Raw genomic sequence first — 26,443 nt, 5'->3', positions numbered from 1 at the left:
CTGCCTTGTTTCCCCTCAAGTATTTATTTAGCACACATACTTGAAATGTTTTTGTCATACTGCTTCATTAAATTAACACGCGAATACTACCGATCAATTAATCAAGGAAATACCCTGCCCCATTATTAGCAATAATGTCTTTGTACCAATGAAAACTTTTCTTTCTGATTCTTCGAAGCGTGCCAGAGCCATCGTTGTTTTTGTCGACATAAATGAACCCATACCGTTTTTTCATCTCGCCGGTACCGTTACTCACAAGATCGATCGGTCCCCAACTTGTATACCCTATAATATCAACTCCGTCTTTTATTGCTTCAGCAATCTCTGCAAAGTGAAGATCTAAATACTTAATGCGGTAATCATCTTCAACGGTATCATTATCCAGAAGAGTATCTTGCGCACCAAGTCCGTTCTCTACGATAAATAATGGTTTATTGTACCTCTCATGCAACTGGTTACAAGTAATCCGCATACCTTTTGGATCAATTGTCCATCCCCATTCTGAGGTTTCCAAATAAGGGTTTATTACAGAACCAAACACATTCCCATCTGTGTAATTCTTCAATATTTCAGGATCAGCGCTGGTACAACGGCTCGAATAATAGCTAAAACCAATGTAATCCACTGTATATTTCTTCAAAATTTCCAAATCTCCAGGCTCAAACTGAAGTTGAATTCCATTCTCGATGAAAAAGCGTTTTGCATATCCGGGATACTCCCCTTTAGATTGTACATCAATCAAGAGGTAGGACTCTCGTTCAATTTCCATAACTTCCCAGTAATCTTCTGGATTACTACTGTATGGATACACATTTCCAGCTGCCAACATACATCCGATCATGGCGTTAGGAATAATTTCATGACAAGCCTTAACCGCCAGAGCACTTGCAACCAGTTCATGATGCGCTGCTTGATACAGAACTTGTTGTTTATTCTCTCCTTCTTCAAAAATAATGCCAGCTCCTGTATAAGGCAGATGCAATAACATATTAATCTCGTTAAATGTCATCCAGTATTTCACTTTGGTTTTATAGCGTTCAAACAATGTTTTGGAGTATTTTTCAAATAGCTCAATCATAATTCGGTTTTTCCAACCGCCATACGTTTTCGCCAAGTTCACAGGTAAATCAAAATGACATATAGTAACGACAGGCTCAATATTATACTTCAGAAGTTCATCAAACACGTCATCATAGAATTGCAATCCTGCTTCATTCGGGGTTACATCGTCACCATTGGGAAAGATGCGAGCCCATGAAATCGACATTCGAAACGATTTGAAGCCCAGTTCCGCAAAAAGAGCGATATCCTCTTTATAACGATGATAAAAATCGATAGCTTCGTGTGAAGGATAAATCTCGCCTTCCTCGGGTTCAAACGAATTTAAGTTACCCATCGAAACCTGATCACGTTTAGGCCCCTTCGGCATCAGATCAATGGTCGTTAGTCCCTTACCATTAGCTAGGTATGCCCCCTCAATTTGATTGGCAGCCGTAGCACCACCCCACAGAAAACCATCCGGAAATTTATTGTTTATATTAAACATATCAAATTACCTCCCTATTTTTGTGCATATACTTTGAGTAACGGTTCTTTTTCATCTACCCTGTCATTTGCAATTCCTACAATGTCGTGATACATGGACGTATTTGTAATAACAATGGGGGTTACCATTTCATAACCGGCATCCTGGATCGCCAGCAAGTCGAACTCTACAATGACATCCCCAACCTTAACCCGATCCCCATCTTTCACGAATGAATTGAAGTGCTGACCTTTTAACTGAACGGTATCTTGTCCAATATGAATGAGTATTTCTACTCCATCATCACTGATAAGGCCAATAGCATGTTTCGTACGGTAAATCGTTTGTACAATGCCGTTTACTGGAGATACAACACGTCCCGTTGTAGGGAGGATGGCTATCCCTTTGCCCATATACTCTCCTGCGAAAGTTTCGTCCTTAATATCTTGGAGTCTAACTACAGTACCTGTCATCGGACTAACGACTTCAAAGGGTTGGTCATTTAATAGACTTGTATTAGGAACGAATTCTTGTTTTTCAGCAATATTGGTTGATATCGTCTCTGTTGGATCTTTAAAACCAATAAAGTAGGTTAAGACAAACCCAAAAATAAAGGCGACGGCAGTTGCAATGAGTGACATATAAAAACTGAAATCAATACCGGCTACCTTATTTACAAAGTTAGGATAGCCGAACACACCGAGGCCTCCAAGAATGTAAAATTTTGACCCAGCATACCCCAAAAGACCTCCACCGATACCTCCGGCAATACAACTCATAATGAATGGTCTTCTTAAGGGTAAAGTTAAACCATATATAGCAGGCTCCGTGACACCAAAAATCCCAGAAATGAATGCCGGTACACTCAACGCTTTTATTTTTCGATTTTTAGTTTTGATCAGAACTGCTAGAACCGCACCGATTTGCGCAAATGAAGCCCCAAAAGAAAGCGCCATAATTGGATCTGATCCAAGTGTTCCAATATTCAGCAGCGCGATGGGGATGATTCCCCAATGAAGTCCAAAAAGAACCAAAACCTGCCACATGGAGCCTATTATTATACCCGTTAAAATAGGGCTAAATCCGTAAATTTCAGTAGCGCCCGCTCCAATTAAATTTCCTGCCCATGTAGATATAGGCCCTATTACCAAAAAAGTAGCTGGGACGATGATAAGCATCGTAAAAAAGGGAACCAAGAACGTTCGTACCACTTGTGGTGTAACTCTTTTTAGAACTTTTTCTAATTTAGATGCAGAGAACGAAGCTAAAATGATGGGTATGACTGAGGAGGAATACGTCATTAAAATTACTGGCAGACCCAAAAACGTAATATGAATTGGAGATTCAAAAATTGTCCCTCCAAACAAAATGAATTGAGGATCTCCTTCACTTAAACTAGATAACGTTGGGTATACGAGTGATGCCCCTATAGCCATTCCTATAAAGGACGACCCACCGAATTTTTTCATTGCAGTGTACCCTAAAAATACGGGGAAGAAGTAAAACAGGCAATCTCCAGTTGCTTTTAACAATTGATATGTTCCAGATGTTTCCGTAATCCATCCAAAAGATAAAAACAGTTCGTTGAACCCTTTAATCATTCCTGTCGCAGCCAACAAACCAAGTAATGGCTGAAAAACACCTGAAATCATATCAATAAAACGATTGAATATATTTCCTTTGGCTGTTTTATTTTCATCGGAACTTAAAGTCTCTTCACCCTCTACAGACCAATTTCCAAGTTTAGTGATGGCCTTATATACATCCGGAACTTCATTCCCTATCACAACTTGGTATTGACCGCCACTTTGCATGACCGTAATGACCCCAGACAGTTTCTTTAATTCTTCTGTTTGGGCCATTCCTTCGTCCCTTAATTGAAATCGCAATCGTGTTATACAATGAACAACGCTGTTAACGTTTTCAACACCGCCAACTCGAGACAAAATCTCCTTGGCCAACTGATCATAATTCATGAGTGCTCTTCCTCTCTGGCTGTGACTTTGCATCAAAAAAACTGTATGGCTGTCCAGTGGATAGACTCTAAACATCATTTCCATGCTGAAGTTCAGCGTTCTGTTTTTTTGCACAACGACGCTCAATTCTGCAAGGTTATTTTAGTAATTTCAAATTTGTCAACAGCCTTCAAATTTTGTGAAAAGTTAGCAAAAAGTACGTCTTTTCTGGCCAGAAATGGTATTGCCTGATTGAACAGTCACAACCCAGTTGATGTACAAGCTCTCTTTGCGGACAATAATAAAACACTTTTTTCAAAAAATGCAAGTGTTTTTTTACTAGGACTTGACTTATAAAAAGGTATTCACATGACCATACTTACATTTCATATATGAAAGAAAATTTAGTTCACATATTCCATATGAATTTTAGAATATTTGCTATACAAGCACATTACTATGTACTCAACTGTTACTGAAGGTGTAGGTTTCCTTTTGACTTTTATCCTCATTCTCTGTCACAGGTTATTGACAAGAACAAACCTTTGCTTTTATACTGATACCGAAATGAACGAAATACTAAAACCCGATGGATGTGGATTTTTCTAGAGAGTGATCTCTATTTTCGCCACACGAATGCCTATGCGCATTTGTGTGGTTTTTTTGTATGCAAAAAAGGAGGAATATTTATGAAATTATGGCATTATGCACTTATTGTATTTTTGGGAGGCTGTTGTTACGGCATACTTTCCACATTTGTTAAACTGGCTTATAACGCTGGCTTTTCAACACCAGAAGTCACTGGCGCACAATATTTCTTTGGTGCAGTTTTAAGTTGGATATTTGTGATCTTTGTCAAAAAGAGAAGCCTTACTCTCAAGCAAATTACAAAACTTCTATTATCCGGAATCCCCTTTGGACTGACAGGTATGTTTTATTATCAATCACTACAGAGCATAAATGCTTCTCTAGCTATTGTCTTACTATTTCAGTTTGTTTGGATTGGAACATTATACGAATGGGTCCTTCAGAAGAAAAAACCTACCGGGGGCAAACTAATCTCGATTGGTGTACTGCTTTTCGGTTCCGTACTAGCGGCTAACGTCTTTTCTCAAGGAAATCTCTCGTTATCGTGGCAAGGAACAATTTGGGGACTACTGGCTGCTTCAACTTTCGCTTTATTTATTTTCCTCAGTGGTTCTGTTGCGAAAGATACTTCGCCCGTATTGAAAAGCGCCCTTCTTTCAACTGGAGCTGTTATTACTGTCTTTGTGGTTTTCCCTCCAACCTTCTTATTCAACCTGGATGTGCTGGCAGGATTGAGTCCATATGGATTAGTTCTCGGAGTTTTTGGCGTTGTATTGCCTCCACTTCTGTACTCCATAGGTATGCCCCATATCGGTTCAGGAATGGGTACAATTATGACCGCATCTGAATTACCCATGGCCGTTATAATGTCTTCTCTTGTACTAGGAGAATTTGTAGGTTGGTCTCAATGGCTTGGAGTGATTATTATTTTATGCGGTATCTCATTTAGTAGCATAAGACAAAGAGGATTAAGACCACAATCTTCTATGAAGGAATATACATCTCTTTAGACTTAGAGATGTAAAGAGAAAGCTATTTGTGAATTCTATCGTTACACATATAGCAATAATCCAAAAATTTCAGAACAAGACTTGGAGCATTACAAGACTGTTTGGAACTTGCCCAGTTGTACTAGTAAACGAAAATGAACCGTTTGGTTCCCTTCTAGCGATCAACAAGGTAATATGTGGAAGAATAATTTAATCTTGTTTCTGGGGGTGATCCTACCCAACATCGAGAATTTGTTATGATAGCTGCTAAGTATAGGATACCAGAGGAGCGCGCACTAACATTTTATATACTTCTAAGGAACTTTGCCCGGTTGCAACTCCTCATGTTTGTTTTGTATATGCGAGTTCTTCTGCTCAAATAGTTTAATGGCTGACAGATTAAACGTGCCCCAGCGCCTATCTACAATTTGTACATTAAGGAGATCAATCGCAATGTACAAATTGATGTTCCTGTACCTGTTATCTGACCGAATCAAAACACTACATGTTGAACTGCACTAACGAACAAATGAGAGTAGATCTATAATAGAAGAAAAAAATTTGAATCTTGTCCAACAATCACTGATGTTTGCATCATTCTTTATAAAGAATGGTCATTAAATTGTTTGCAAAAAAGTACTAATTCTTATTTAGAATAGATAACTTTCTTTTTATATTTGAAGATGTTTTAAAAGAAACCTTATCTGCGAATATATATTGATTGCGGTTCCAGTTTTTCGTATCGCCATAGCTACACTATCCTGAGCGATAGATGCATGAATTAGCTAGGGAAAACCGATTAGCTATTTTCCTAATCGTGCCATATTCTTATCCCTCGACAACTCTTGTTCCATTTTGGGACCAGAATACAGGGTTATTTCAGATTAGATTTTGAACATAAGTAAAAGGGTTTCGTTTTAGGAGCTCGTATACCCGTAACCCTTGTAAATTTCATGGCTCCAAGTTTCTTTTGACAAGAACTTTATAACTATACTCACCTTTGACAGCGTCATTTTTTTCAGCAATGGAACTGAGTTCTTGGTTTCAGAAAGCGAATTGTGCTTTTGTCTCGCCATAAGTTCTGTCATGATACTATTTAGATATTCATCTAATCAGCAATCGGACTATGTTCTTGTCCCTCGACATTTTTCTGTTTCCCTTTCTTCGAGAGTTTAATTTAATATTGAAAGCAGCTAGTTTGGATTGCCTAACGGTCTAGCGACTTGCATTGGCAATATTTACTCATTCGAGATTTAGACCATCCTCCAAACATTCCTGCACTAGCCGGAACCTGCCTGCTATTCGTAGCGAACCCCCAATTAATGAAAGTCGAGAAACGGTACAAGCAAAAATACACCCCCTAGAATTTCATCGGCTAAACTCAGGGGTTTTTCCAATGTCTATTCTAGGGGGTGCACTTCATTCTCAAATGATGAAACTAAATTCTTCATCTTTTTCTTGCGACATTCTTGATCTCTAAAGCTGGCGTTTTTGTTTAGCGCGCTTCATGCATTCGTTGTAGTAGCTTCTCCCCTCCCATTTTATATGTAGCATCAATGTTTAATTGTCTATTCCATCAAATCTGTTACTGCACCTCTTGAAGCAGAGGAAACTAATTTAGCATATTTGGCAAGTACACCGGATTTCACTTTCAGTGGCGGTTGTACCCAAGCTTGCGCTCGAGCGGCCAACTCTTCTTCTGGCACTTCAACCTTAATTTCCTGAATATCGCTGTCAATGGTGATAATGTCCCCATTCTTTAGCAAAGAGATCGGTCCACCTACTTGTGCCTCAGGGGATACATGGCCGACTACAAATCCATGCGAGCCACCCGAGAACCTACCATCTGTTATGAGAGCAACTTTCCCACCGAGACCTTTCCCTACAATGAGTGCTGTAACGGAAAGCATCTCAGGCATACCTGGTCCACCCTTCGGTCCACAATAGCGTATGACCAATACGTCCCCTTCTTGAATTTCATCATTCATGATCGCTTCTGTCGCTTCATCTTCGCTATCGTACACCTTTGTCGGTCCGGAAAACTGTTGTATCTTCATGCCTGACATTTTGGCAACAGCGCCTTCAGGAGCTAGGTTTCCTCGAAGCACAACCAGTGGTCCATTTGGTTTAAGCGGATTATTGAGTGGACGTATAATCTCTTGATCATTCTGAAGTGGAGCAGCTTCTGCTAAATTCTCCGCCAACGTTTTACCAGTTACGGTGAGGCAATCCCCATGAAGTAATCCCTCAGCGAGCAATAGCTTCATTACCCCGGAAACACCACCAATATCATTCAAATCCTGCATGACATACTGACCACTTGGCTTCAGATCTGCCAAATGAGGAACACGCAAGCGAATTCGTTCAAAATCATCCAAGGTTAAATCCACTTCTACGGAGTGCGCAATAGCTAGCAGATGGAGAAATGCGTTGGTTGATCCCCCTAGAGCCATAACAACGGTGATCGCATTCTCAAATGCTTTCTTCGTCATAATGTCTCTTGGGTAGATTTCCTGTTCAAGAAGTGAGATGACCTGCTTACCGGCTGCTTCGCATTCCAATGCTTTATCCGCTGAGATAGCTGATGTCGAAGAAGAACCAGGCAAACACATACCCATTGCTTCTGCAGCTGCGGCCATCGTATTAGCGGTATACATCCCCCCACAAGCCCCTGGACCTGGACAAACACTGCATTCGACCTTATGCAATTGTTCGTCTGTTATTTTTCCATCTTGATATTGCCCAACGGCTTCAAAAGCTGAAACGATATCCACTTTTTTACCGTCGAGATTACCAGGTTGAATGGTTCCTCCATATACATAAACAGAAGGAATATTCATCCGTCCAATAGCCATCAAACATGCAGGCGTATTCTTGTCACACCCACCGATTGCAACAACGCCGTCAAAACGCTCGGCTCCGGTCACAATTTCAATCGAATCAGCTATAGCTTCCCGACTTGGTAGCGAGAACAACATCCCGCCATGCCCCATCGAGATCCCATCAGAAACGGTAATCGTATTAAAAATTAGTGGAGCACCGCCGTTATTACGTGCGCCCAGCTTAGCTTGCACCGCTAAATCATTGATGTGCATATTACACGGTGTTACTTCACTCCACGTACTTGCTATTCCGATCATTGGCTTTTTAAAATCCTCATCTTGAAATCCAACTGCACGCAGCATCGCTCTGTTCGGTACCCGGTTAGCACCTTCACTGATTACCTTGCTTCGAATGCGAAGATCTTTTTTATTTTCCATGTTTCTTCCCTCATTTCAAAGTATTTCGTTCAGTTCCTGCATCGGTCTAATAAAATTTTGTTTCATTAAATTATGGGCATCGTTGCTATTTTTGCCTTCAAAAGCTTTAATAATCTGATCATGTTCTTCAACTGAAGCTAGTGTAGCCGTAATAGGTTGTTTTAAAAATACGTATTTAAATCGCCTAATGTGAATCTGAAGAGATGTATTAAATGTAGCTACATAAGGATTATCTGAGAGCTCCACAATATAATTATGAAATTGCTCATCCACCTCCATAGCCTGATAAACTTGGCCATTCTTAATGGAACTTGCAAATTCCAAATTTAGTGATCTTAGTTTCTCAATCTGTTCTGGAACAATAATTTTGGCGGTAATTTCAGCAGCCAAAGCCTGAAGAGCAGCCATGGTTGAATACATCTTAAAAATATCGTTTTTCTCAATATTCGTTACTTTTGTTTCTTTTCCTGGATGCATGGACACGAGGCCTTGAACTTCGAGTAACTGAAATGCCTCCCGAATCGGTGTCCGGCTGACTCCAAGCGATTCAGCCATTTCCGCATCAATAAGCTTTTCACCTGGTTGCAGTGTTCCATCAATAATCCATCGTTGAATCTGAGAAAACGCTCTTTCTTTTGCGGACATACGGACTGGTAAGGAAAAATCTTTAGGAATTGGCATTGTTTTCATCCTCATTGCAATTATTCTTATATGCAATATATCGCATACATAATCGAGAAGCAATTATTATTTCATTTACGCGCTCAATTAATTTTATCCAGATAACTACCTGTTTTTATTGAGAGTCTGAGACAAAAAAGAGAACTATAATTTAAGAGTCTTTCTTTGAGAAATGTTACATAAGTAATATATTTTAATGTGAATGTTCTTATATAAAATATTTGGTACTAATGAGGGCTTATGTACTTTTTACTTAAGTACACATCTAATCGGCAATCGGACGATGTTCTTGTCCCTCGACAACATATCTCCTGTAATACATTGACACAAAGTTCCCTACCAAAAAGTACCCTACTTTCAATGAGGTATCTGTCGTAACTCAAAGCTTTCTTTTCACCATGCTATCCTTTGCGTCGGGCTGTCCGTACGATTCCATCAACAACAGTTTCAAACAACTGTGCCGGCAGATCATGTCCCATGCCTTCAAGTAACATGAATTCTGCACCAGAGATGGCATGAGCCGTGTCTTTTCCGCATGCTGGCACAAACATAGGGTCTTCCACCCCGTGGATTACTAAGGATGGAACCTTCACTTTTTCCAGTTGTGGACGACGGTCTCCAGAAACTGCAATAGCTGCAATTTGCCGCCCAATACTCCCCGGATCATAAGCTCGCTGAACCTCTTCTCGAATAATTGAATGATATTCGTTCTCTTCAAATGGATAACCTGTACCGGCAATACGTCTGGCAAAAGCTACACTATGAGCTAAGTATCCTGCTTCATCCTCCATTGGGTTCGGTGCTGGCCGAGTCATTAACGCCATTACATCAGGCGATGTTGGTGGAAGTTCGGGATTTCCTGTTGTTGACATGATGGAAGTAAGAGAGAGAACACGCTCCGGATATCGGCTGGCAACAAGCTGGGCAATCATGCCGCCCATCGAACGTCCAACGACATGTGCATTTTTTATCCCCAGGGCATCTAGCAATCCAATGGTATCATCAGTCATATCATCAAGTGTGTATGGAATAACCGGGAGTTGTCCCGACACGAGTGTTTTAGCAATTGCTTCAAAATCCAATGTGTTGTGATGGTTAAAGTGTGTGGATAGACCTGTGTCCCGATTGTCAAAACGAATAACTCTATATCCCCGAGCCGCCAGTATTTCACAAAATGGAACGGTCCAACGGATCATCTGGGTACCAAGCCCCGCGATCAACAGAATGGTTTCATCCGTTTCACTGCCATAACTGTCATAGATGAGTTCTATGCCGTTAACTTTTAACATATTCATTGTTATGTTCTCCTTAAACTTAATTTTATGGTAACTCTGTTATGGGCAATAGTCGAGAATCTTCAATGGCGGCAGTTGGGTGTCCAGTCCCTTCCAAGTAAGATACATGATTCGAAAAGGCCAGGAACGACTCTATGCTGCTCTGACGAACTAACATGACAAAATCTCAATGTTCAGCTTCTGGACCAATCAGGTATTCTCCGTCTTTGCCCATAAAAACAATCTCGCCCCCACTTTCTTGTAGGAACGGGAGCGTGTGTTGAATATAACGCTGGAAAGCTTCTTCTCCGCTAATGGTGATCTTTCGCCACACAAGTTTCATGCCACTGTTTTGAGTCGGTTCAATGTAACCAGATGATTCAGTCACGTTCCATACCCCACTTTCCTTCTTTATCTGCTGTTGTGCACATCGTTTACATGGCTATTAACTCTCTTCCTGTATGAATGCACACTTGGCTAAAGTCTTAATATAGTCTCTGATATCGGTTGTCCAATCATCTATTAATCCGTAAAAGTGATCTTTATTCCCGGCATACAGTGCTCTCAAAACCTCCTCATATTGAGGGAAATCGCCCGCCATTGCAGTCATAAAATGATAACTTGCTTCCTGTGCTGTGCGAACTTTATTTTCGTTTTCCCCCGAGCGGCGAGCTTCATCTATCAATCTTCGCAGCGTTACGGAGGCTCCTCCGGGTTGAGCTTTAAGCCAATCCCAATGTCGAGGAAGCAAAGTAACTTCACCAGACACCACTCCTAGCTTGGGACGGCCAACCCTGCGAGCAGGTTGTTCGTGTTCTTTTGTATCCGGTATATGTCCAGCTTGGCTGTTTAACCGCTCAAGCACCTCAGCTGTGTTTCCACGGAAATCAATATCTATTGGTTTACCCGTCAAATCATTAAAAATAAGCAATTGTACAAATTTACTGTCCTCCAAATTCTCTTTCACGGTGATAACAACATGCTGTAATGTACCTTTGGCGAAACAATCTCTTTCTACAAAGGCAGTGCAGCTTATTGAATTATTAGGTGAAACCTGCATGTAATTCCTCCTCTTTCGTTCCCTTATCAATAATATTACCCGGGTAAAAATAAAAAATCAATATTACGGGGAGTTTTCATTCCCGTAGATAGACAAAAAGAACGACCACGGTCGTCGCGGGGGTGAGTATTGCGTCGGTCAACGCTATTTACCACAACTGATATTCGTATGCTTTTATCTAGTCACATGATCTCCTTCGTGATACTATTTAGATAATAATCTAATCGGTAATGACACAATGTTCTTGTCCTTTTCGGCAAAGGAACCAAGTTCTTGTCCACAACATGGGACAATAACTTGGTTCCTTAAATCAAAAAAGCCGCTATAATAGCGACTTTGAATGGAACAATGTTTGTGTCCCGCTACATTTGGTGATTCTATAATCTTGCCTTCTGGTCATCAGTAAGTTATATTTTCGGATAGTTGAACACCTACCGTCAGCTCAACGACTTGAGCATACTCGATGTGTCGTTTTCTCAAGGATTTGTAAGTGCTATTCTAAAACCAAGATCATCTATTTTAAAATTGGGCATGCTTTTCCTTCTACTCGTAGAACCACAATTGTTCTCCACTTCAGCCCAACTGCCTCCCCTGAAAACTCTATAGTTCCCATATCGTTCAGCATCATATAGATCCCAGCACCATTCCCAGACGTTACCGATCAAGTCATAAAGTCCCCATGGATTAGGAAGCAACTGTCCTACTTTATGAACAGATCCATTGGAATTTCCTTGATACCATGCAATATGATCAATTCTTGCATACCGATATCCCGTTGATCCTGCTTTACACGCATACTGCCATTCAGCGTCTGACAGTAATCGAAATCCATTCGCTATTTTGTTAAATATTGTGTTCTCACTTTCGTTTGTAACTGTGTAACATTCCATCCTGCCAAGCTTTCTCGATAACTCATTACAGAAAGTAATAGCATCCATCCACGAAACTTTCGTAATTGGCAGCTTACTCACAATCGGCTCTATTTATTCTTCATGCATGACAAAATGATATAACTGCTGTGTTACTGGATACTTCATTACATGGAATGGCTCTATAGCTTCAGTCCACGTTATAGTCTTTTTACAACTTCCTGGGTTAGATAAAGTGTAATCAGTGCTAAGCCATTTATCTGTATTAAGAAAATCGCGTAGTTCAATTGATCCGCCTTCTATGGGTACCATCAAATCCATTATTTCTTTTAGAAAACGTGCCTTGTCACTTCCGTACTTTTCCATATCTTATCCCCCCATTCTAACTTACCGCCAACCAAATTCGACCCAGAAACTGTATTATCCTGGTTAATAGTTGCTAACGACGATAAACTCGTCGATACTTTTAGTGTGGTTCACCGCGTCTAATCTTGAAAGTATCCTATCCGTTAGTTGAATAAAGCAACCAATCACAATGATCGGCTGCTTTTTTTTGTTTTATTGAGCTAACGTTTCCCGTTAGCTTAGTCCACAATAGCTAAAGGTGTTTGGTACAGTTATATAATTGGCATGCCCACTTGTTGTTAGTGTGTGTAAGAATGGTTATAGAAGTATTATCTATATACGTTTTTTGGAAATGTTGCGGCAAAAGATGTTGTAATGACAGCCCAATCCATGCTCCATGACTTATAACTAATATTCTTTTATCAACGTATTCTTTAATCAGTTTCTCGAGAAAAGTTAGACCTCGCTTTGCGACCACTTTGAAATCTTCCATACCAAGAATTACTGGAGAATATAACATCCCACTCTTCGCTTGAAAGTCTTTTTGCCAGTGCAGTTGCTTGCTCTATTCCTTCTTCGTTTAGCGGTATATCAGATATTCCTTGAGCCTTGCTAAGAGTATTCCATTCAGTAACCCCATGTCTAATAAGACCTATTGTGGTCGCCATACCCCCCCCCCTTAATGGCTACAATTTCCCCATCATTGCCTAAAAAAATAGTACCACATATTGGAACTATACTGCCCGTTAGTTTAATGAATTGAAGGGCAAGATGACGATTAGATACAGGCCTAATCGGTAATCGGACTATATTCTTGTCCTTTCCGACAATCGGTACAAGTTCTTGTCCTTGGCTCGGGACAAGAACTTGTACCGATAAAATAAAAAGCTGCTAAAATAGCGACTTCAATGAGACCATGTTCTTGTCCCTCGACAGCAATATTACGGTTGAACGCTAAGACCGCTTCTCTGGCTTTCTCAAAAACTCCATCGCTCTTCCTGCATGATCTCGCTCGATGACCTTGTATACACGGGACGGTGGATAGGAAGAAAGGATGGGATCGTCCTTCCATAAGGAACCATCGATGGGCATTCTGGAATGGACACCAACCTCCTTCCAATGCTGTTCTACGTCCGCAGGCTCTTGAATGCCTTCCAACCCTTAGTTTCGGGCTAGATGTTTTTGTTTGTCAGTAAAAAGTATTTTCGTATAACTTCCCCGTATGCGCATCAAGCACTTCGGGCGTCCGCTCGTGCTCGCTACCAATCATTCGATACACTAGTTCGTACGGGGCCTCTTCCGCCCTAGTATTGTGCATCCGTTCCCATTGCAGACGCAGCTTGGCCTGTGCCGTCCATCGGAGGATGGCTGTCTGGTAATCAAATGAAGGCACGGTCTCCAGCTTCTTTAACTGTTCTGGCCTTATGGAGGGGGACATCAAACTTTTGACCCTCCCATTAGAGCGGTCAACAGCTAGTTGATAGCATTCATCCCTGACAGATATGTCTTGAACATATACACCAAAGCGAATGATTTCCAAACGATCTTCGTCGTCGGTCTCTTCAGTTAGAAGCTTGAGATACGGCAACATTTCAGCTGCTAGTCCTCGGACATAGTCCATAGCTACTTCTATACATGCGTCTCGATCCCAGGTTAATGGAGCTAGTTGATCTGGCTTACCATGCGAAACAAAGTCAATCAGTTGTCCGGATTGGCTGTCTACTCGCGCCTTGACTGCTCCCTCCATCTGATCAGCCCAATAGGCCTTCCAAGACCGGTCATTCTTGGCTGGACGCTCTTCATTCTGTTGCTTCCATACCATCAACTTGGTGTTCGAGCCAATATTGTCGTCTTGTACTAACTGAAATTGGTCGTTGTTTACGCCAATCCACTCTTCTAGGCTTCGTGCGGGCGGGAACTCACCTGGCCACTCGTCCAGAGTTCTTGGGTCAGAGGGGACAGCTTCTGCCCTATAGGCTGTCGGAACTTCCTCCTGTGATGATGCAGTATAGATTAGCCCTCTACTTCGGGGGGCGTAAACAAGATGGACCTGATCGTCACCATCCGTGTACACGGCTTTGTCCAATACGCAATATTCCACATGTAGCAAAAAATTCGCCTTCATACACGCCATCTGTTCCTCTTCTGGTGTGATCATGGTTGGGAGTGCTGGCCCTGGAACGGTTCCATAGTACCTAAATCCGACCACGCGACCGCTGGGATGAACCATAATCAGGCATCCCGTCTCAGGAAGCGGCAGCCCCATCGCCTTCTGCTGTCGTGTGTACACAAACATCCCTTCCATCCACTCCATCTCACAATACGGAAAATCACGCAGTGCGCCGGGATAATGATCTTCCAGGAATTGCTCTGCCTGCTGTTTGAGCTCCTCCTCAGATATCCGTGTCTCGTTGTCCAATGAGGCCCAGGAAATGGCATAGTCTAGCAAGTTGCCGCCCCTGGAGAGCGTGGCAGAAACGGCGTCATCACTCCCCGTTTTAACCCATAAGAATCCCGCTTCTCCCTTCCCTGTTCCCCTCCTGGTGTTCTCTTGATAGTCATTGACGATCAGATCATAATCCGGTGAAACGGCAAACTGGTGCTCTGCCTGTTGTCTTAACTGCAGGCGTAATGTATCCAGGTCTCGTTCGAGAAAATCTTGAGCCATTTCGTTGCGCAAATGTTCCAGCCCCTTCCGTAATTGTGTTTTTACAGTACCTAATGGCATATCCAGGAGATGGGCGATTTGCTGCTGGGTCAGGTCCTTCTTATATTTTAAGAACAGGAGCTGACGCAGCTTCGGATTCAGACTGGCCAATGCACGCTCCAGATCCAGGGTTTGATCGATATCATTAACGACCAATGGCTCTTGCGCCTGCGGGTCTTCGCTCAGGTGAACACGCTTGGATTTCTTCAAATGATTGAGCGCCCGGTTCACCACAATTCTGGTAAGCCAGCTCTCAAACGCTTCGGCTTGCTGCAGCGTTTGCAGTGACTCATAAGCCTTAACCAGGGCATCCTGAACGATATCCTCCGCATCTTTGGACTCCCGTACATAATGGCGAGCCACTCGGTGCAGCTTATCCGTTCGATCCTTTATAAGAGATACGAAGGCATCGTGATCTCCGTTTTGTGCGGCGTTGATTTGTTGCTGTGCATCGATCATTGTCGTTCACCTCCTGTTATATAGACAGTTAACTCGGGGGTTTGGATTCAATTAATGTAACATTATTCTTATAGTTGTTCCCAAATAAGTGCATATGCTGATTATTTAGATATACACCTAATCGGCAATCGGTCTATGTTCTTGTCCTCAGCAGCTAGTTTCAGTCCAATTTGAATATCTAGCCACGCGTATTTCTCCCCTCTTAATTTGTTAGTTGTCCATAACAATGTGAACATTTTCATGTATTATAGTGCTAAAAAGGTTTTAGGTCCATGCGTGCATTGTTTAGATATGCATCTAATCGGCAATCGGTACAAGTTCTTGTCCTTGGCTCGGGACACGAACTTGTACCGATAAAACAAAAAAGCCGCTAAAATAGCGGCTTCAATGGGAATATGTTCTTGTCCCTGGACATTTCACCATGCTATCCTTTGCGTCGGGATGTCCGTACGATTCCATCAACAACAGTTTCAAACAACTGTGCCGGCAGATCATGTCCCATGCCTTCAAGTAACATGAATTCTGCACCAGAGATGGATTGAGCCGTATCTTGTCCGCATGCTGGCACAAACATAGGGTCTTCCACCCCGTGGATTACTAAGGATGGAACCTTCACTTTTTCCAGTTGTGGACGACGGTCTCCAGAAACTGCAATAGCTGCAATTTGCCGCCCAATACTCCCCGGATCATAAGCTCGCTGAACCTCTTCTCGAATAATTGAATGATATTCGTTCTCTTCAAATGGATAACCTGTACCGGCAATACGTCTGGCAAAAGCTACACTATGAGCTAAGTATCCTGCTTCATCCTCCATTGGGTTCGGTGCTGGCCGAGTCATTAACGCCATTACATCAGGCCATGTTGGTGGAAGTTCGGGATTTCCTGTTGTTGACATGATGGAAGTAAGAGAGAGAACACGCTCCGGATATCGGCTGGCAACAAGCTGGGCAATCATGCCGCCCATCGAACGTCCAACGACATGTGCATTTTTTATCCCCAGGGCATCTAGCAATCCAATGGTATCATCAGACATGTCATCAAGTGTGTATGGAATAACCGGGAGTTGTCCCGACATGAGTGCTTTAGCAAGTGCTTCAAAATCCAATGTGTCGTGATGGTTAAAGTGTGTGGATAGACCTGTGTCCCGATTGTCAAAACGAATAACTCTATATCCCCGAGCCGCGAGTATTTCACAAAATGGAACGGTCCAACGGATCATCTGGGTACCGAGCCCCGCGATCAACAGAATGGTTTCATCCGTTTCGCTGCCATAACTGTCATAGGCGAGTTTTATGCCGTTAACTTTTAACAGATTCATTGTTATGTTCTCCTTAAACTTAATTTTATGGTAACTCTGTTATGGGCAATAGTCGAGATTCTTCAACGGCGGCAGTTCGATGTCCAGTCCCTTCCAAGTAAGATACATGATTTGAAGTTGTGCACATCGTTTACGTGGCTATTAACTCTCTTCCTGTATGAATGCACACTTGGCTAAAGTCTTAATATAGTCTCTGATATCGGTTGTCCAATCATCTATTAATCCGTAAAAGTGATCTTTATTCCCGGCATACAGTGCTCTCAAAACCTCCTCATATTGAGGGAAATCGCCCGCCATTGCAGTCATAAAATGATAACTTGCTTCCTGTGCTGTGCGAAATTTACTTTCGTTTTCCCCCGAGCGGCGAGCTTCATCTATCAATCTTCGCAGCGTTACGGAGGCTCCTCCGGGTTGAGCTTTAAGCCAGTCCCAATGTCGAGGAAGCAAAGTAACTTCACCAGACACCACTCCTAGCTTGGGACGGCCAACCCTGCGAGCAGGTTGTTCATGTTCTTTCGTATCCGGTATATGTCCAGCTTGGCTGTTTAACCGCTCAAGCACCTCAGCTGTGTTTCCACGGAAATCAATATCTATTGGTTTACCCGTCAAATCATTAAAAATAAGCAATTGTACAAATTTACTGTCCTCCAAATTCTCTTTCACGGTGATAACAACATGCTGTAATGTACCTTTGGCGAAACAATCTCTTTCTACAAAGGCAGTGCAGCTTATTGAATTATTAGGTGAAACCTGCATGTAATTCCTCCTCTTTCGTTCCCTTATCAATAATATTACCCGGGTAAAAATAAAAAATCAATATTACGGGGAGTTTTCATTCCCGTAGATAGACAAAAAGAACGACCACGGCCGTCGCGGGGGTGAGTATTGCGTCGGTCAACGCTATTTACCACAACTGATATTCGTATGCTTTTATCTAGTCACATGATCTCCTTCGTGATACTATTTAGATAATAATCTAATCGGGAATGACACAATGTTCTTGTCCACAACATGGGACAAGAACTTGGTTCCTTAAAACAAAAAAGCCGCTATAATAGCGACTTTGAAAGGAACAATGTTTGTGTCCCGCGACAATAAAATAAAAAGCATGAAATATTCTTTGAAATAGGACAGCCCTTCCGTGGAAGAGCAAAACATACATTCCTGGGTTCGATATTTCCTGAATATCAGACGTTCATCTTCTTCTACAAAGTATTCAAAAGGATTGCCAATATCAATCCCAAGTGTACGCCACAATTCCATCGGTAATATAATACGCCCCAAGGCATCCACGTTACGTAACATTCCGGTATTTCTATCTTTCCTCATAACAACTCCCTCTTCTTTTTTCCTTAATATCCCATATGGGATATTCCCCTTTATTCAGCTCAGAGTCGTTTTTTTCAATTGGCCACACTTTAAACATTCGGGTTTTGAAGAAAAAAAGGCCAGATGCAGGAGCTGGCCATGAGTCTAAAGTGTCTTAAAAACCGAACATTACAGTTCCCATCCTAAATGTCTATGTAATTCGCTTGGATCAAAAAGCAGAAAAAAACATCTCCTGGAGGAGATGCTTTTTTTCTTGAGTAGAAACATTTGTTAGGATTGCTACTGGGAATCATTCGTCCTAAAGTGAGGAAGTATAAATATATTACTCTCTTTTTTCAGCATCTAATCGCCGACGAAATACCAAAGCCGAGACAGCAAATACAATAAATGATGCTGCTGAAGCAGCGGTAACCATCTTCAACACATTGCCTATTGGAGAGTTAAACAACAGAGCAACTGAGATGATTAAAACAGCACCAGTTAAACCCATCCCCAAAACCGAGATCGCTAAAATCTTGTTCATCAAATCACCTCACAGGTAATTGAAACAAGCTACTGCCCCAGCGATAGCACCACCACCAAGAAGTGCATATGCACCAATACATGCAGCACATATCGGAGCAGTCACTGGTGTCGGTACTGCACACGAACCCCCACACGCGACCGCAATAATATAAGCCGCCGTACCACCAATTCCAAGTACTGCTCCAAGACAAGTTGCTACTGCGCCTACACTATTTGGTTGCACTCCAGAGTTAACTGGCTCTTCTGCAAGCATTTCTTCATCTGTGATATAAGGTCTGTCAGTGTCCACGGATTTAACAACTGATCCATTCAAATACGTCTCAACTCGGAAGTTTCCTGCCTCATTCTTGGTCACCAGCATTTCATTTGTCTGCAATACGGTATTATCCTCATCGAAGAATACTGTTACGTTACTAGGAAGGCTGTAATCCCCATGCAAAGGAACTGTAACAACCGTAACTCCACCGCCAACCGTGTACACACTCGATTTTTCCAAATCAAAAGCAGAGACAGGGGCGATATTCTCAATTTCACCTGCTTCTACTCCATGTAGCGTTGCATCGATCAATTCCTTGGCTTCATTACCTATAACTACAGCAAAATCTTGGCTGTTATCCGCTTGTGCTGTAACACTCAAATTTGGAGATAAACTTAAACAGAAAATAGACAAAATCATTAATACTGGCAAAAAGATTTTTTTCGCCTTTAACATAATAAAAAACCTCCTATTTTTTATTATTTCGTCATAACATTTCCTCTTCAAGATTGATACCATCTGTATGCAATTGCTTAGATACCAGTTCGATAGCATCTGCATGTTCAATGAGGGCTTTTTCTTTCTCGTTGTCCGACGTACCTGGGAGTGTATTATAGAACTGAATGCTGCTAGGCCTGGATTTGGATTGCTTTTCCTGCCCCGAGTTGGTCTCCTGACACGTTGCCCATTAAGCTGAAGCTTAGGCCAAACGTACCCGCAATTAACCAAGTCTTCTTATATTTCAATAACATTCACGCTCCTTATAACCAGTTTTGAGGATTTGCCTCACATATATAGACACCCAAAAAGGAAAATAGTTTCCTTTTTATTCATTATTTTGTAACATAGTCCAAAAAAAGTTAGAATAAGCGCCCTATATGGACGACACACCGCAGAAACAAAATCCACATACTAAGTAAGAAAATCCGTCTCTAAAGGTATAGCTTCAGTAATCTGATCTAAGGTCCGAACAGGAACCTGAATAACCCCGTTCATAATTCTACTGAGAGTTCCTGAATTAACCCCTGCTCTCTCGGAAAAATGAGAGATGATTATTTGATTGTATAATTCTGATCGGATTGTATAATGTGTATTTGTGCCAATAAAGCCTTACCTGAATGTACTTTTTACTTAGATATACACCTAATCGGTAATAGGACGGTGTTCTTGTCCATTTCGGTAATCGGTACAAGTTCTTGTCCTTGGCTCGGGACAAGAACTTGTACCGATAAAACAAAAAAAGCCGCTAAAATAGCGACTTTAATGGGACCATATTCTTGTCCCTCGACAATCATCCTGTGTTTTGGTACATGCAAAAAAACTCCTCCGCTCAACAAGACTAAGTCCATCATAACTGATGTCTTTTTTCTCTTGTCTACTAAGAGGAGATAATACTCACTGAGCTATTTTACTGACATCATTTCTGCAGAACCTTTTCATACATTCCAATTTTATGTTTAAAGGACTCTTCTCCCCCTTCTAGATAATTGATAATGTGCTTAGTGACAACATCATTGTCAGGGTATCCCTTTTTCTCAATCCATCCATTTTTACTATCAGAGTCTAATATGACAACTTGTTCAGCATCTGCATTAGTTACAATTGTAGAACTATGTGTCACAATTATAATTTGGCGATTATTTTTAATTTGTTTTAGACTATTCACTAAATTTTTATAAATATATTGATTATCTAAATTATCCTCAGGCTGATCAATAATCAAAGGTGTATTATCGTTAAAATGTTTTCCATATTCAAAAATGAAAGTTAGAATAGCTACAACCTTCTGACCTAAAGATATCTCATTAATATCCTTCATTATCGGGGCAATGGTTGTTACGATTTCTTTAGAACTGGTATTGAACATAATTGAAAAATCATCAATAACTTCAAAGTAGAGTTGAAAACACTTTATTAGTCTTTCTCTGTCAGATAACAACTTATTACGTATTGTTCGATATATATCTGTTATATCCTTAAGCTCTACATGTTTTCGATTTTGATCAACATCAGAAAAAGTAAGATTTCTATCAACTTGGTAAGAAAGTACTGAAACCTGTCTTTCAATTTCTTTAAACTTATTTTGGAAGAGCAATGTTAAGAATTTCATGAAGTCCATTTTATTACATACATCCACTATGAAGCGTTCTATTCCCCCCCATGTTATTCTATATCCTGAGAGAAACTGACGATTATTGAAATCACCGACTAATATGTCTATATATTTTAATGAATTATTGAGTTTTGGAGAATAAATAATACTAAAATGGTTTTTATGAATGGAGTTAAATTCCTTTAAGCTGGCTTCAATATTACCTTTCCGTGCATCCATACTTTTATCGATCAAAGGCAGCTCTGCTTCTAAAAATGTTCTCATTCTTGTTCTGGATAACTTTTCGAAAATTTTTAGAAAGGTATCTCTCTCTTTAAACGGAAGGCCATTGAATACAACTTCTTTTACAAACTCACCAATCTTCCCTTTGTTAATTTGCTCAATAATGTTATTGATTGAATAGCTTTTTCTGTAAACTCCATTTAAAACTTCTTTTTTTTCGTCAACATCATCAATAATTTTAAAATTGACTGATTCACCTATCTTAATTATCTGGTATAACTCAATCCAATGATGGCTTAGAACAATTCTCTGACTATTTACTTCTTCAATAATAGCTTTTTCTTCGAATGGTCTATAATCACTATAAATATGATCCTTTTTTAATTGTGGTAGAAACTTCAGGAGATATTCTTTCTCTAAGTATACAAAATGAATGATAATAAGATCATTTCTACTTATAAATTTCAAAACCGATTTCGAATTAGCCTCAAGTGTGAAAACTACCTCAAGAACATTGAGAATCGTACTTTTTCCAGTTCCTCTTCCCCCTATAATACAATTGAGGTCGCTAGAAAAATCGATAACAAAAGGTTCATCTCCGTTTTTTTTCTTTAAGTATCCATGTTTACCTGAATCAATTAACAAACCCTTTATAAATTTATTAGTACTCGTAGGTTTATCTATGAAAACAGAGAGTTTATGATTTATAAAAGCTTTCTTTAATGATCCAAAACTGGCTATGCTCATTTTGATCCACGTATTTTTTTTACCAATTTCGTTTATCTGATGAGAATCACCTTCATATATAAAACAGAATTTATCTAATTGTTTTGTAACCCCATATGAGCTTATTATCCTTAATTGATTTTCTTTGTCACTTGAAGTTAGTCCAATAACGTTTAGAGCAATGTTATTAAACAAAGTTTTTTTATACAAACTTGTTGTGTTCCTTAAGTTACTAGAGTTAATATGCGCTATGTAACTTATGCCTCCGATTTTTTCAATCTTATCAATCATCGACAGACTTGTCTCGTATGTTCCTGATTCTTTGGAAGGTATGTGCTCTTCAATTAATTTCTCTACCTTTTTAAACATACATTCCTCAAAAATTCCAACTAAATGTATTTGCTCTGAGCATGATATTTCTATTCCTAACAAAAGTTTAATTTGGCTTTTTCCTTCATTAGAGTACTTAATTTTTCTTCTGAAATATTCATTTAAAGCAAAGATTAATTTTTTATATCCTTCAATAGTATTGTGATCTGTAATTACAGCTACTTCAATATCATTCTCATAAAGTGTATAAGCAATTAATTGATACGAAAGATATTCTTTGAAACTACTAAATGGAGTTTTCCGTATACTGTGGTGATATTCAGCACCTTCATATTTACCTAACGCTAGTTCAGTCATCATAAAATCCCTAAGCTCCTGAGAAAACATACCATGCTCATATGCAATTTCAACAATTTCTTTCTCAGTTAGATGTTTATATGATCTATTAGCTACTAGCCTGTAGTCGTGTGAAGCAGGCGTGTGAATGTGAAATTCACATTTCTTTAAATCACCGTAATTTTGTCGAGACTCTGTCAGCATATGATAAGCTTTTTGTAATGCAATTGTCATAATACACCACCCAGTTGATCAAATAGTTTTATTAACAGGAAATAAGCATAGGATATTCTAGTATTTCTAGAAAACAAAGATTTTCAGTAGTAAGAACTACATAACTTTCAAGTAAAAGGTTCGAATTTAATATTATCCTAATTGCAGCAGCCTAATGGCGTTTTTTGTATATCAAATAGGCAGGATATATTCAGCTAAAGATCGCACCCTCTTGAGATACCTACGGAAATAAGTAAAATTTAAACCTTGTTAAACGAGATTTTCTAGATATTTACTCCATCGTAACCCAAAAAATTGCAACAAGCCCAATAAAGTTAGCATATGATTAGTAACCACAATAATATCTGCATCATGACGTTAAAAAACACCATTCACTTTTCTTAGACGAATTGCAGTATTTCGTTTATAGGAACCTGATAGAAATGTATCTAAGTGATAATCTTTGGTGGAACTTGGTTCAATTTCGCTTAAAAAATCAACAAATTGCTTCTGAGTAATCATATTCTCATCGTCTCCTCAACACCTTAATTATCTCTTCGGAAAAGCAATGGTTTGTTTACAAAATTAATACTATGTGCGACCTTTTACAACCTTATTGTTCCAACAATAACTATATCATACGTTACTACGTTACGATGCACTATAAGTAATTCCTTTGATATAATAAACTTACTAATTAAAGGGATCTAGAACCTGAGAGAAATATAATTTTATTTTCCTGAGTATATTGTCGAAGTATTAAAATCTGTGTTCTTCCTATTATATACATAAAGAGAGGGTGCTTCATTAACCAGTGTATCTACTACAAGTCATTCCGGCAATCGGTACAAGTTCTTGTCCTTAGCTTGGGACAAGAACTTGTACCGATAAAATAAAAAAGCCGCTAAAATAGCGACTTCAATGGGAATATGTTCTTGTCCCTCGACAATAAAAAAAGTCGCTAAGCAGTTTGATGATAACCTTCCCTATCCTCGGTTTTATTGAGCTATCGTTTCCCGAATCTTTAGATTGCAACTTCTTCCATAACTCGCCTCAATTTCTTTAGACAATACATTTGTTTGTTCCCCTAGATATTTCAAGTCGTTAGTCAGAACTGTTGTATCGTCGCCTAACCGAGCCATAACTGATACACTTACAACATTTCGAACATCAACATCATTACTTAAGCTATTTGTTCGATAAAACCCAAAATTATCACAAGTATTTTTTCCTCACTTTTGGTTAATTCATGGTTAATTTAAGTGTGAACAACATTTTTATAATTTAACGTTATCTCTTTCCTCTTTAAGCAAGGTTAGTCCCACTCAACTCTTCGACTTATTTGTTAAACTATCCTGCCCTTATGATACGGTTCGGCGTATTATCTGTAGAGCGAAATCGAAGGCACCCAGTAGGGTGCCTTCGATGTTCTAACTGTCTCTCTTTAACAAGTTGGATAAACGAACTCAAATCCATCAATCAACCTTGTTGGGACACTCGTTCACTGTACAGAACGTGCAAGTGCTGCAACAGAGCCGCGGAAATCGGGTTTGCCGTCAGCCGTCCACAAAAGCTCCGTCACAAATGTATGGCGATTCGGATCGTACAGCGGATCTCCTATAATGTTCTTGTACGTTCTTGCGTGAAACACAAATAGCGTATCTTCGTCGTCCTCTGACACCGTGAAGGAATTATGACCGGGACCATACATTGAGATACTCTCATCTGTAGAGAAAACCGCTGCTTGAGACTTGCGCCATGAGGTGGCATCGAGCAAATCAGCATCCGCATCGGCTTCAAGTAAGCCCATGCAATAATTGAAATCGGTGGCGCTAGCCGAGTAAGAGAGGAATACCCGATTACCCTTGCGAAGAAATGCCGCGCCTTCGTTCACTTTATAACCAATGATCTCCCAGTCATATTCCGGCATCGAAATCATCGTTTGCGACCCAGTCAACGTCCACGGATTGCTCATTTTAGATATATACAGATTAGAGTTACCTTCAATATTCGGATCCTTTTGTGCCCATACGTAATAACGGCTTCCATTATGCTCAAAGGTAGTGGCATCGAGGGCGAAGCTTTCCCACTCGGTACGAACCTGCCCTCTTTCCGTCCAAATGCCTTCGAGCGGATTGGCATTCTCATTCTCTAGCACGTACATCCGATGGTCGAACAAGCCTTCATTCGTTTCCGTCGTGTGTGCGGCAGCAAAATACACGTACCATTTGTTATCAATAAAATGCAGTTCTGGTGCCCAAATATTAGCACTAAGGATACCAGTCTCGCGCTTTCTCCAGATCACTACAGGAGTTGATGTAACAAGCTTCTCAAGGTTCTGGGCTCTACGGATTTCAATCCGATCATACTCCGGTACGGATGCTACGAAGTAATAATAACCATCCGAATGTCTGTAAATAAAAGGATCAGCTCTCTGTTCAATTAATGGTTGAATGTCGTGTGACGCTCGTTGTTGGATTTCCATCTTATCACCTGTTTCATCATAATATAGATTACCCTTTAACAGCGCCTGCAGTCATACCGTCTATGAAATATTTCTGAAAAGCAATGAATAGTATGAAAATTGGAATGATGGAGAAGAAGGAGCCCACGATCAATAAGTCATAGTTATTGCCATAAGGAGTTAACAACGTTTTCAAACCGATTGGAAGTGTATATTTACTCTGATCTCCCAACACCATGAATGGCCACAATAGATTATTCCAGCTATTCATACCATTCAATATGGCCATTGCTGCAAACGATGGCTTCATAATCGGCATAATTAGTCTGAAATAAATCGCATACTCGTTTGCGCCATCAACCCGTCCAGATTGAATAATCTCTTTGGGTATGCTTCGTAGATATTGCCTGAAGAAAAATATTGTCGCGGCATTGGCTATACCGGGCAGAATGATTGCCGAATAGCTATTCACCATTCCCAAATCATTAATTAGGCTGTACAAAGGAACCAGCAGTATTTCGAAAGGCACCATCATAATGAGCAAAACACATATAAAGAGGAAGTTCTTACCTTTAAAATGATATGCTGCAAAACCATATGCAACAAATGCGCTTACAAAAAGTGTTAAAACCACTTGAACGATTGTTAAAATCATACTGTTCCAAAACCACACAAAATAATCATGTTCTCCAGTAAACAGAAAGATGAAATTATCAAAACTCATGATTTCAAAATCCAAACTTAGGTTAAGACCATATCTAACTAATGACTCACCTGGTTTAAAGGAAGATAGGGCCACTGCGTAGAATGGGATCATAATTATAACGAATAGTATAATGAATAAACAAATAATTACTATTCTAGAGATGAAATCACTCCTCGTCTGACTTCTGCCCACT

21 protein-coding genes are annotated in these 26,443 nt (G+C 40.2%); 1 reads left to right on the top strand and 20 read right to left on the bottom strand.

All coding sequences use genetic code 11. The features are described 5' to 3' along the window. Positions 1 to 97: 97 nt before the first annotated feature. Together MHH25_RS16740 and MHH25_RS16735 are read right to left on the bottom strand one after the other, a co-directional pair. A complete protein-coding gene (locus MHH25_RS16740) occupies positions 98 to 1,546 on the bottom strand; it encodes a 6-phospho-beta-glucosidase (RefSeq protein WP_340017582.1) in 1,449 nt (482 codons plus the stop codon). Between the two features lie 14 nt (positions 1,547 to 1,560). Then, entirely contained in the window at positions 1,561 to 3,501 is a 1,941-nt protein-coding gene (locus MHH25_RS16735; RefSeq protein ID WP_340017581.1) for a beta-glucoside-specific PTS transporter subunit IIABC, read from the bottom strand. 668 nt (positions 3,502 to 4,169) lie between these two features. Between MHH25_RS16735 and MHH25_RS16730 the strand changes: the two genes are divergently transcribed. Then, entirely contained in the window at positions 4,170 to 5,078 is a 909-nt protein-coding gene (locus MHH25_RS16730) for a DMT family transporter (protein ID WP_036613873.1), read from the top strand. 1,547 nt (positions 5,079 to 6,625) lie between these two features. Here the strand turns inward: MHH25_RS16730 and ilvD are convergent. The 18 genes from ilvD to MHH25_RS16640 form a co-directional block, all read right to left on the bottom strand. Beyond that, positions 6,626 to 8,317 (bottom strand): dihydroxy-acid dehydratase, encoded by a 1,692-nt coding sequence (gene ilvD, locus MHH25_RS16725; protein WP_340017580.1) that lies wholly within the window; start codon positions 8,315 to 8,317, stop codon positions 6,626 to 6,628. 15 nt (positions 8,318 to 8,332) lie between these two features. Further along, positions 8,333 to 8,998 (bottom strand): GntR family transcriptional regulator, encoded by a 666-nt coding sequence (locus MHH25_RS16720; protein WP_340017579.1) that lies wholly within the window; start codon positions 8,996 to 8,998, stop codon positions 8,333 to 8,335. Positions 8,999 to 9,399: 401 nt separating this feature from the next. Then, complete coding sequence (locus tag MHH25_RS16715) at positions 9,400 to 10,293, bottom strand: alpha/beta hydrolase (RefSeq protein WP_340017578.1); 894 nt, start codon at positions 10,291 to 10,293, stop codon at positions 9,400 to 9,402. Positions 10,294 to 10,459: 166 nt separating this feature from the next. Further along, positions 10,460 to 10,660 carry a hypothetical protein gene (locus MHH25_RS16710; RefSeq protein WP_051447336.1) on the bottom strand — a complete coding sequence of 67 codons (201 nt, stop codon included), beginning with the start codon at positions 10,658 to 10,660 and terminating at the stop codon, positions 10,460 to 10,462. A gap of 57 nt (positions 10,661 to 10,717) precedes the next feature. Next, entirely contained in the window at positions 10,718 to 11,332 is a 615-nt protein-coding gene (locus MHH25_RS16705) for a DUF2239 family protein (protein ID WP_340017577.1), read from the bottom strand. Between the two features lie 476 nt (positions 11,333 to 11,808). Beyond that, positions 11,809 to 12,303, bottom strand: a complete 495-nt coding sequence (locus MHH25_RS16700) for an SUMF1/EgtB/PvdO family nonheme iron enzyme (protein ID WP_340017576.1) — start codon at positions 12,301 to 12,303, stop codon at positions 11,809 to 11,811. Positions 12,304 to 12,315: 12 nt separating this feature from the next. Then, entirely contained in the window at positions 12,316 to 12,567 is a 252-nt protein-coding gene (locus tag MHH25_RS16695; protein ID WP_340017575.1) for a hypothetical protein, read from the bottom strand. Between the two features lie 232 nt (positions 12,568 to 12,799). Further along, on the bottom strand, positions 12,800 to 13,039 hold the full coding sequence (locus MHH25_RS16690; RefSeq protein ID WP_340017574.1) for a histidine phosphatase family protein: 240 nt from the start codon (positions 13,037 to 13,039) through the stop codon (positions 12,800 to 12,802). Further along, positions 12,981 to 13,214 carry a histidine phosphatase family protein gene (locus MHH25_RS16685; RefSeq protein WP_340017573.1) on the bottom strand — a complete coding sequence of 78 codons (234 nt, stop codon included), beginning with the start codon at positions 13,212 to 13,214 and terminating at the stop codon, positions 12,981 to 12,983. Before MHH25_RS16685 ends, MHH25_RS16690 begins: the two co-directional genes overlap by 59 nt. A gap of 521 nt (positions 13,215 to 13,735) precedes the next feature. Next, positions 13,736 to 15,712, bottom strand: a complete 1,977-nt coding sequence (locus tag MHH25_RS16680; protein WP_340017572.1) for a sigma-70 family RNA polymerase sigma factor — start codon at positions 15,710 to 15,712, stop codon at positions 13,736 to 13,738. Between the two features lie 424 nt (positions 15,713 to 16,136). Beyond that, positions 16,137 to 17,030, bottom strand: coding sequence for an alpha/beta hydrolase (locus tag MHH25_RS16675; RefSeq protein WP_340017571.1), 894 nt, complete (start codon positions 17,028 to 17,030; stop codon positions 16,137 to 16,139). A gap of 141 nt (positions 17,031 to 17,171) precedes the next feature. Further along, positions 17,172 to 17,786, bottom strand: a complete 615-nt coding sequence (locus MHH25_RS16670; protein WP_340017570.1) for a DUF2239 family protein — start codon at positions 17,784 to 17,786, stop codon at positions 17,172 to 17,174. 276 nt (positions 17,787 to 18,062) lie between these two features. Further along, positions 18,063 to 18,359: an AbrB/MazE/SpoVT family DNA-binding domain-containing protein gene (locus MHH25_RS16665; protein WP_340017569.1), complete on the bottom strand. Its 297-nt coding sequence runs from the start codon at positions 18,357 to 18,359 to the stop codon at positions 18,063 to 18,065. A gap of 322 nt (positions 18,360 to 18,681) precedes the next feature. Then, complete coding sequence (locus MHH25_RS16660; protein ID WP_105408717.1) at positions 18,682 to 18,882, bottom strand: hypothetical protein; 201 nt, start codon at positions 18,880 to 18,882, stop codon at positions 18,682 to 18,684. 9 nt (positions 18,883 to 18,891) lie between these two features. Continuing rightward, complete coding sequence (locus MHH25_RS16655) at positions 18,892 to 19,596, bottom strand: hypothetical protein (protein ID WP_211083621.1); 705 nt, start codon at positions 19,594 to 19,596, stop codon at positions 18,892 to 18,894. Between the two features lie 961 nt (positions 19,597 to 20,557). After that, a complete protein-coding gene (locus tag MHH25_RS16650) occupies positions 20,558 to 23,101 on the bottom strand; it encodes a Spaf_1101 family AAA-like ATPase (protein ID WP_340017568.1) in 2,544 nt (847 codons plus the stop codon). 1,480 nt (positions 23,102 to 24,581) lie between these two features. Next, a complete protein-coding gene (locus MHH25_RS16645; protein ID WP_340017567.1) occupies positions 24,582 to 25,565 on the bottom strand; it encodes a family 43 glycosylhydrolase in 984 nt (327 codons plus the stop codon). A 28-nt stretch (positions 25,566 to 25,593) separates the two neighbouring features. Then, entirely contained in the window at positions 25,594 to 26,442 is an 849-nt protein-coding gene (locus tag MHH25_RS16640) for a carbohydrate ABC transporter permease (RefSeq protein ID WP_017688246.1), read from the bottom strand. Between the last annotated feature and the right edge of the window lies 1 nt (position 26,443).

Origin of the sequence: Paenibacillus sp. FSL H3-0457, from assembly GCF_037981725.1 — a bacterium.
GTDB classification, from domain to species: Bacteria; Bacillota; Bacilli; order Paenibacillales; family Paenibacillaceae; genus Paenibacillus; species Paenibacillus amylolyticus.
This window is presented reverse-complemented; position numbering and strand designations above follow the sequence as displayed.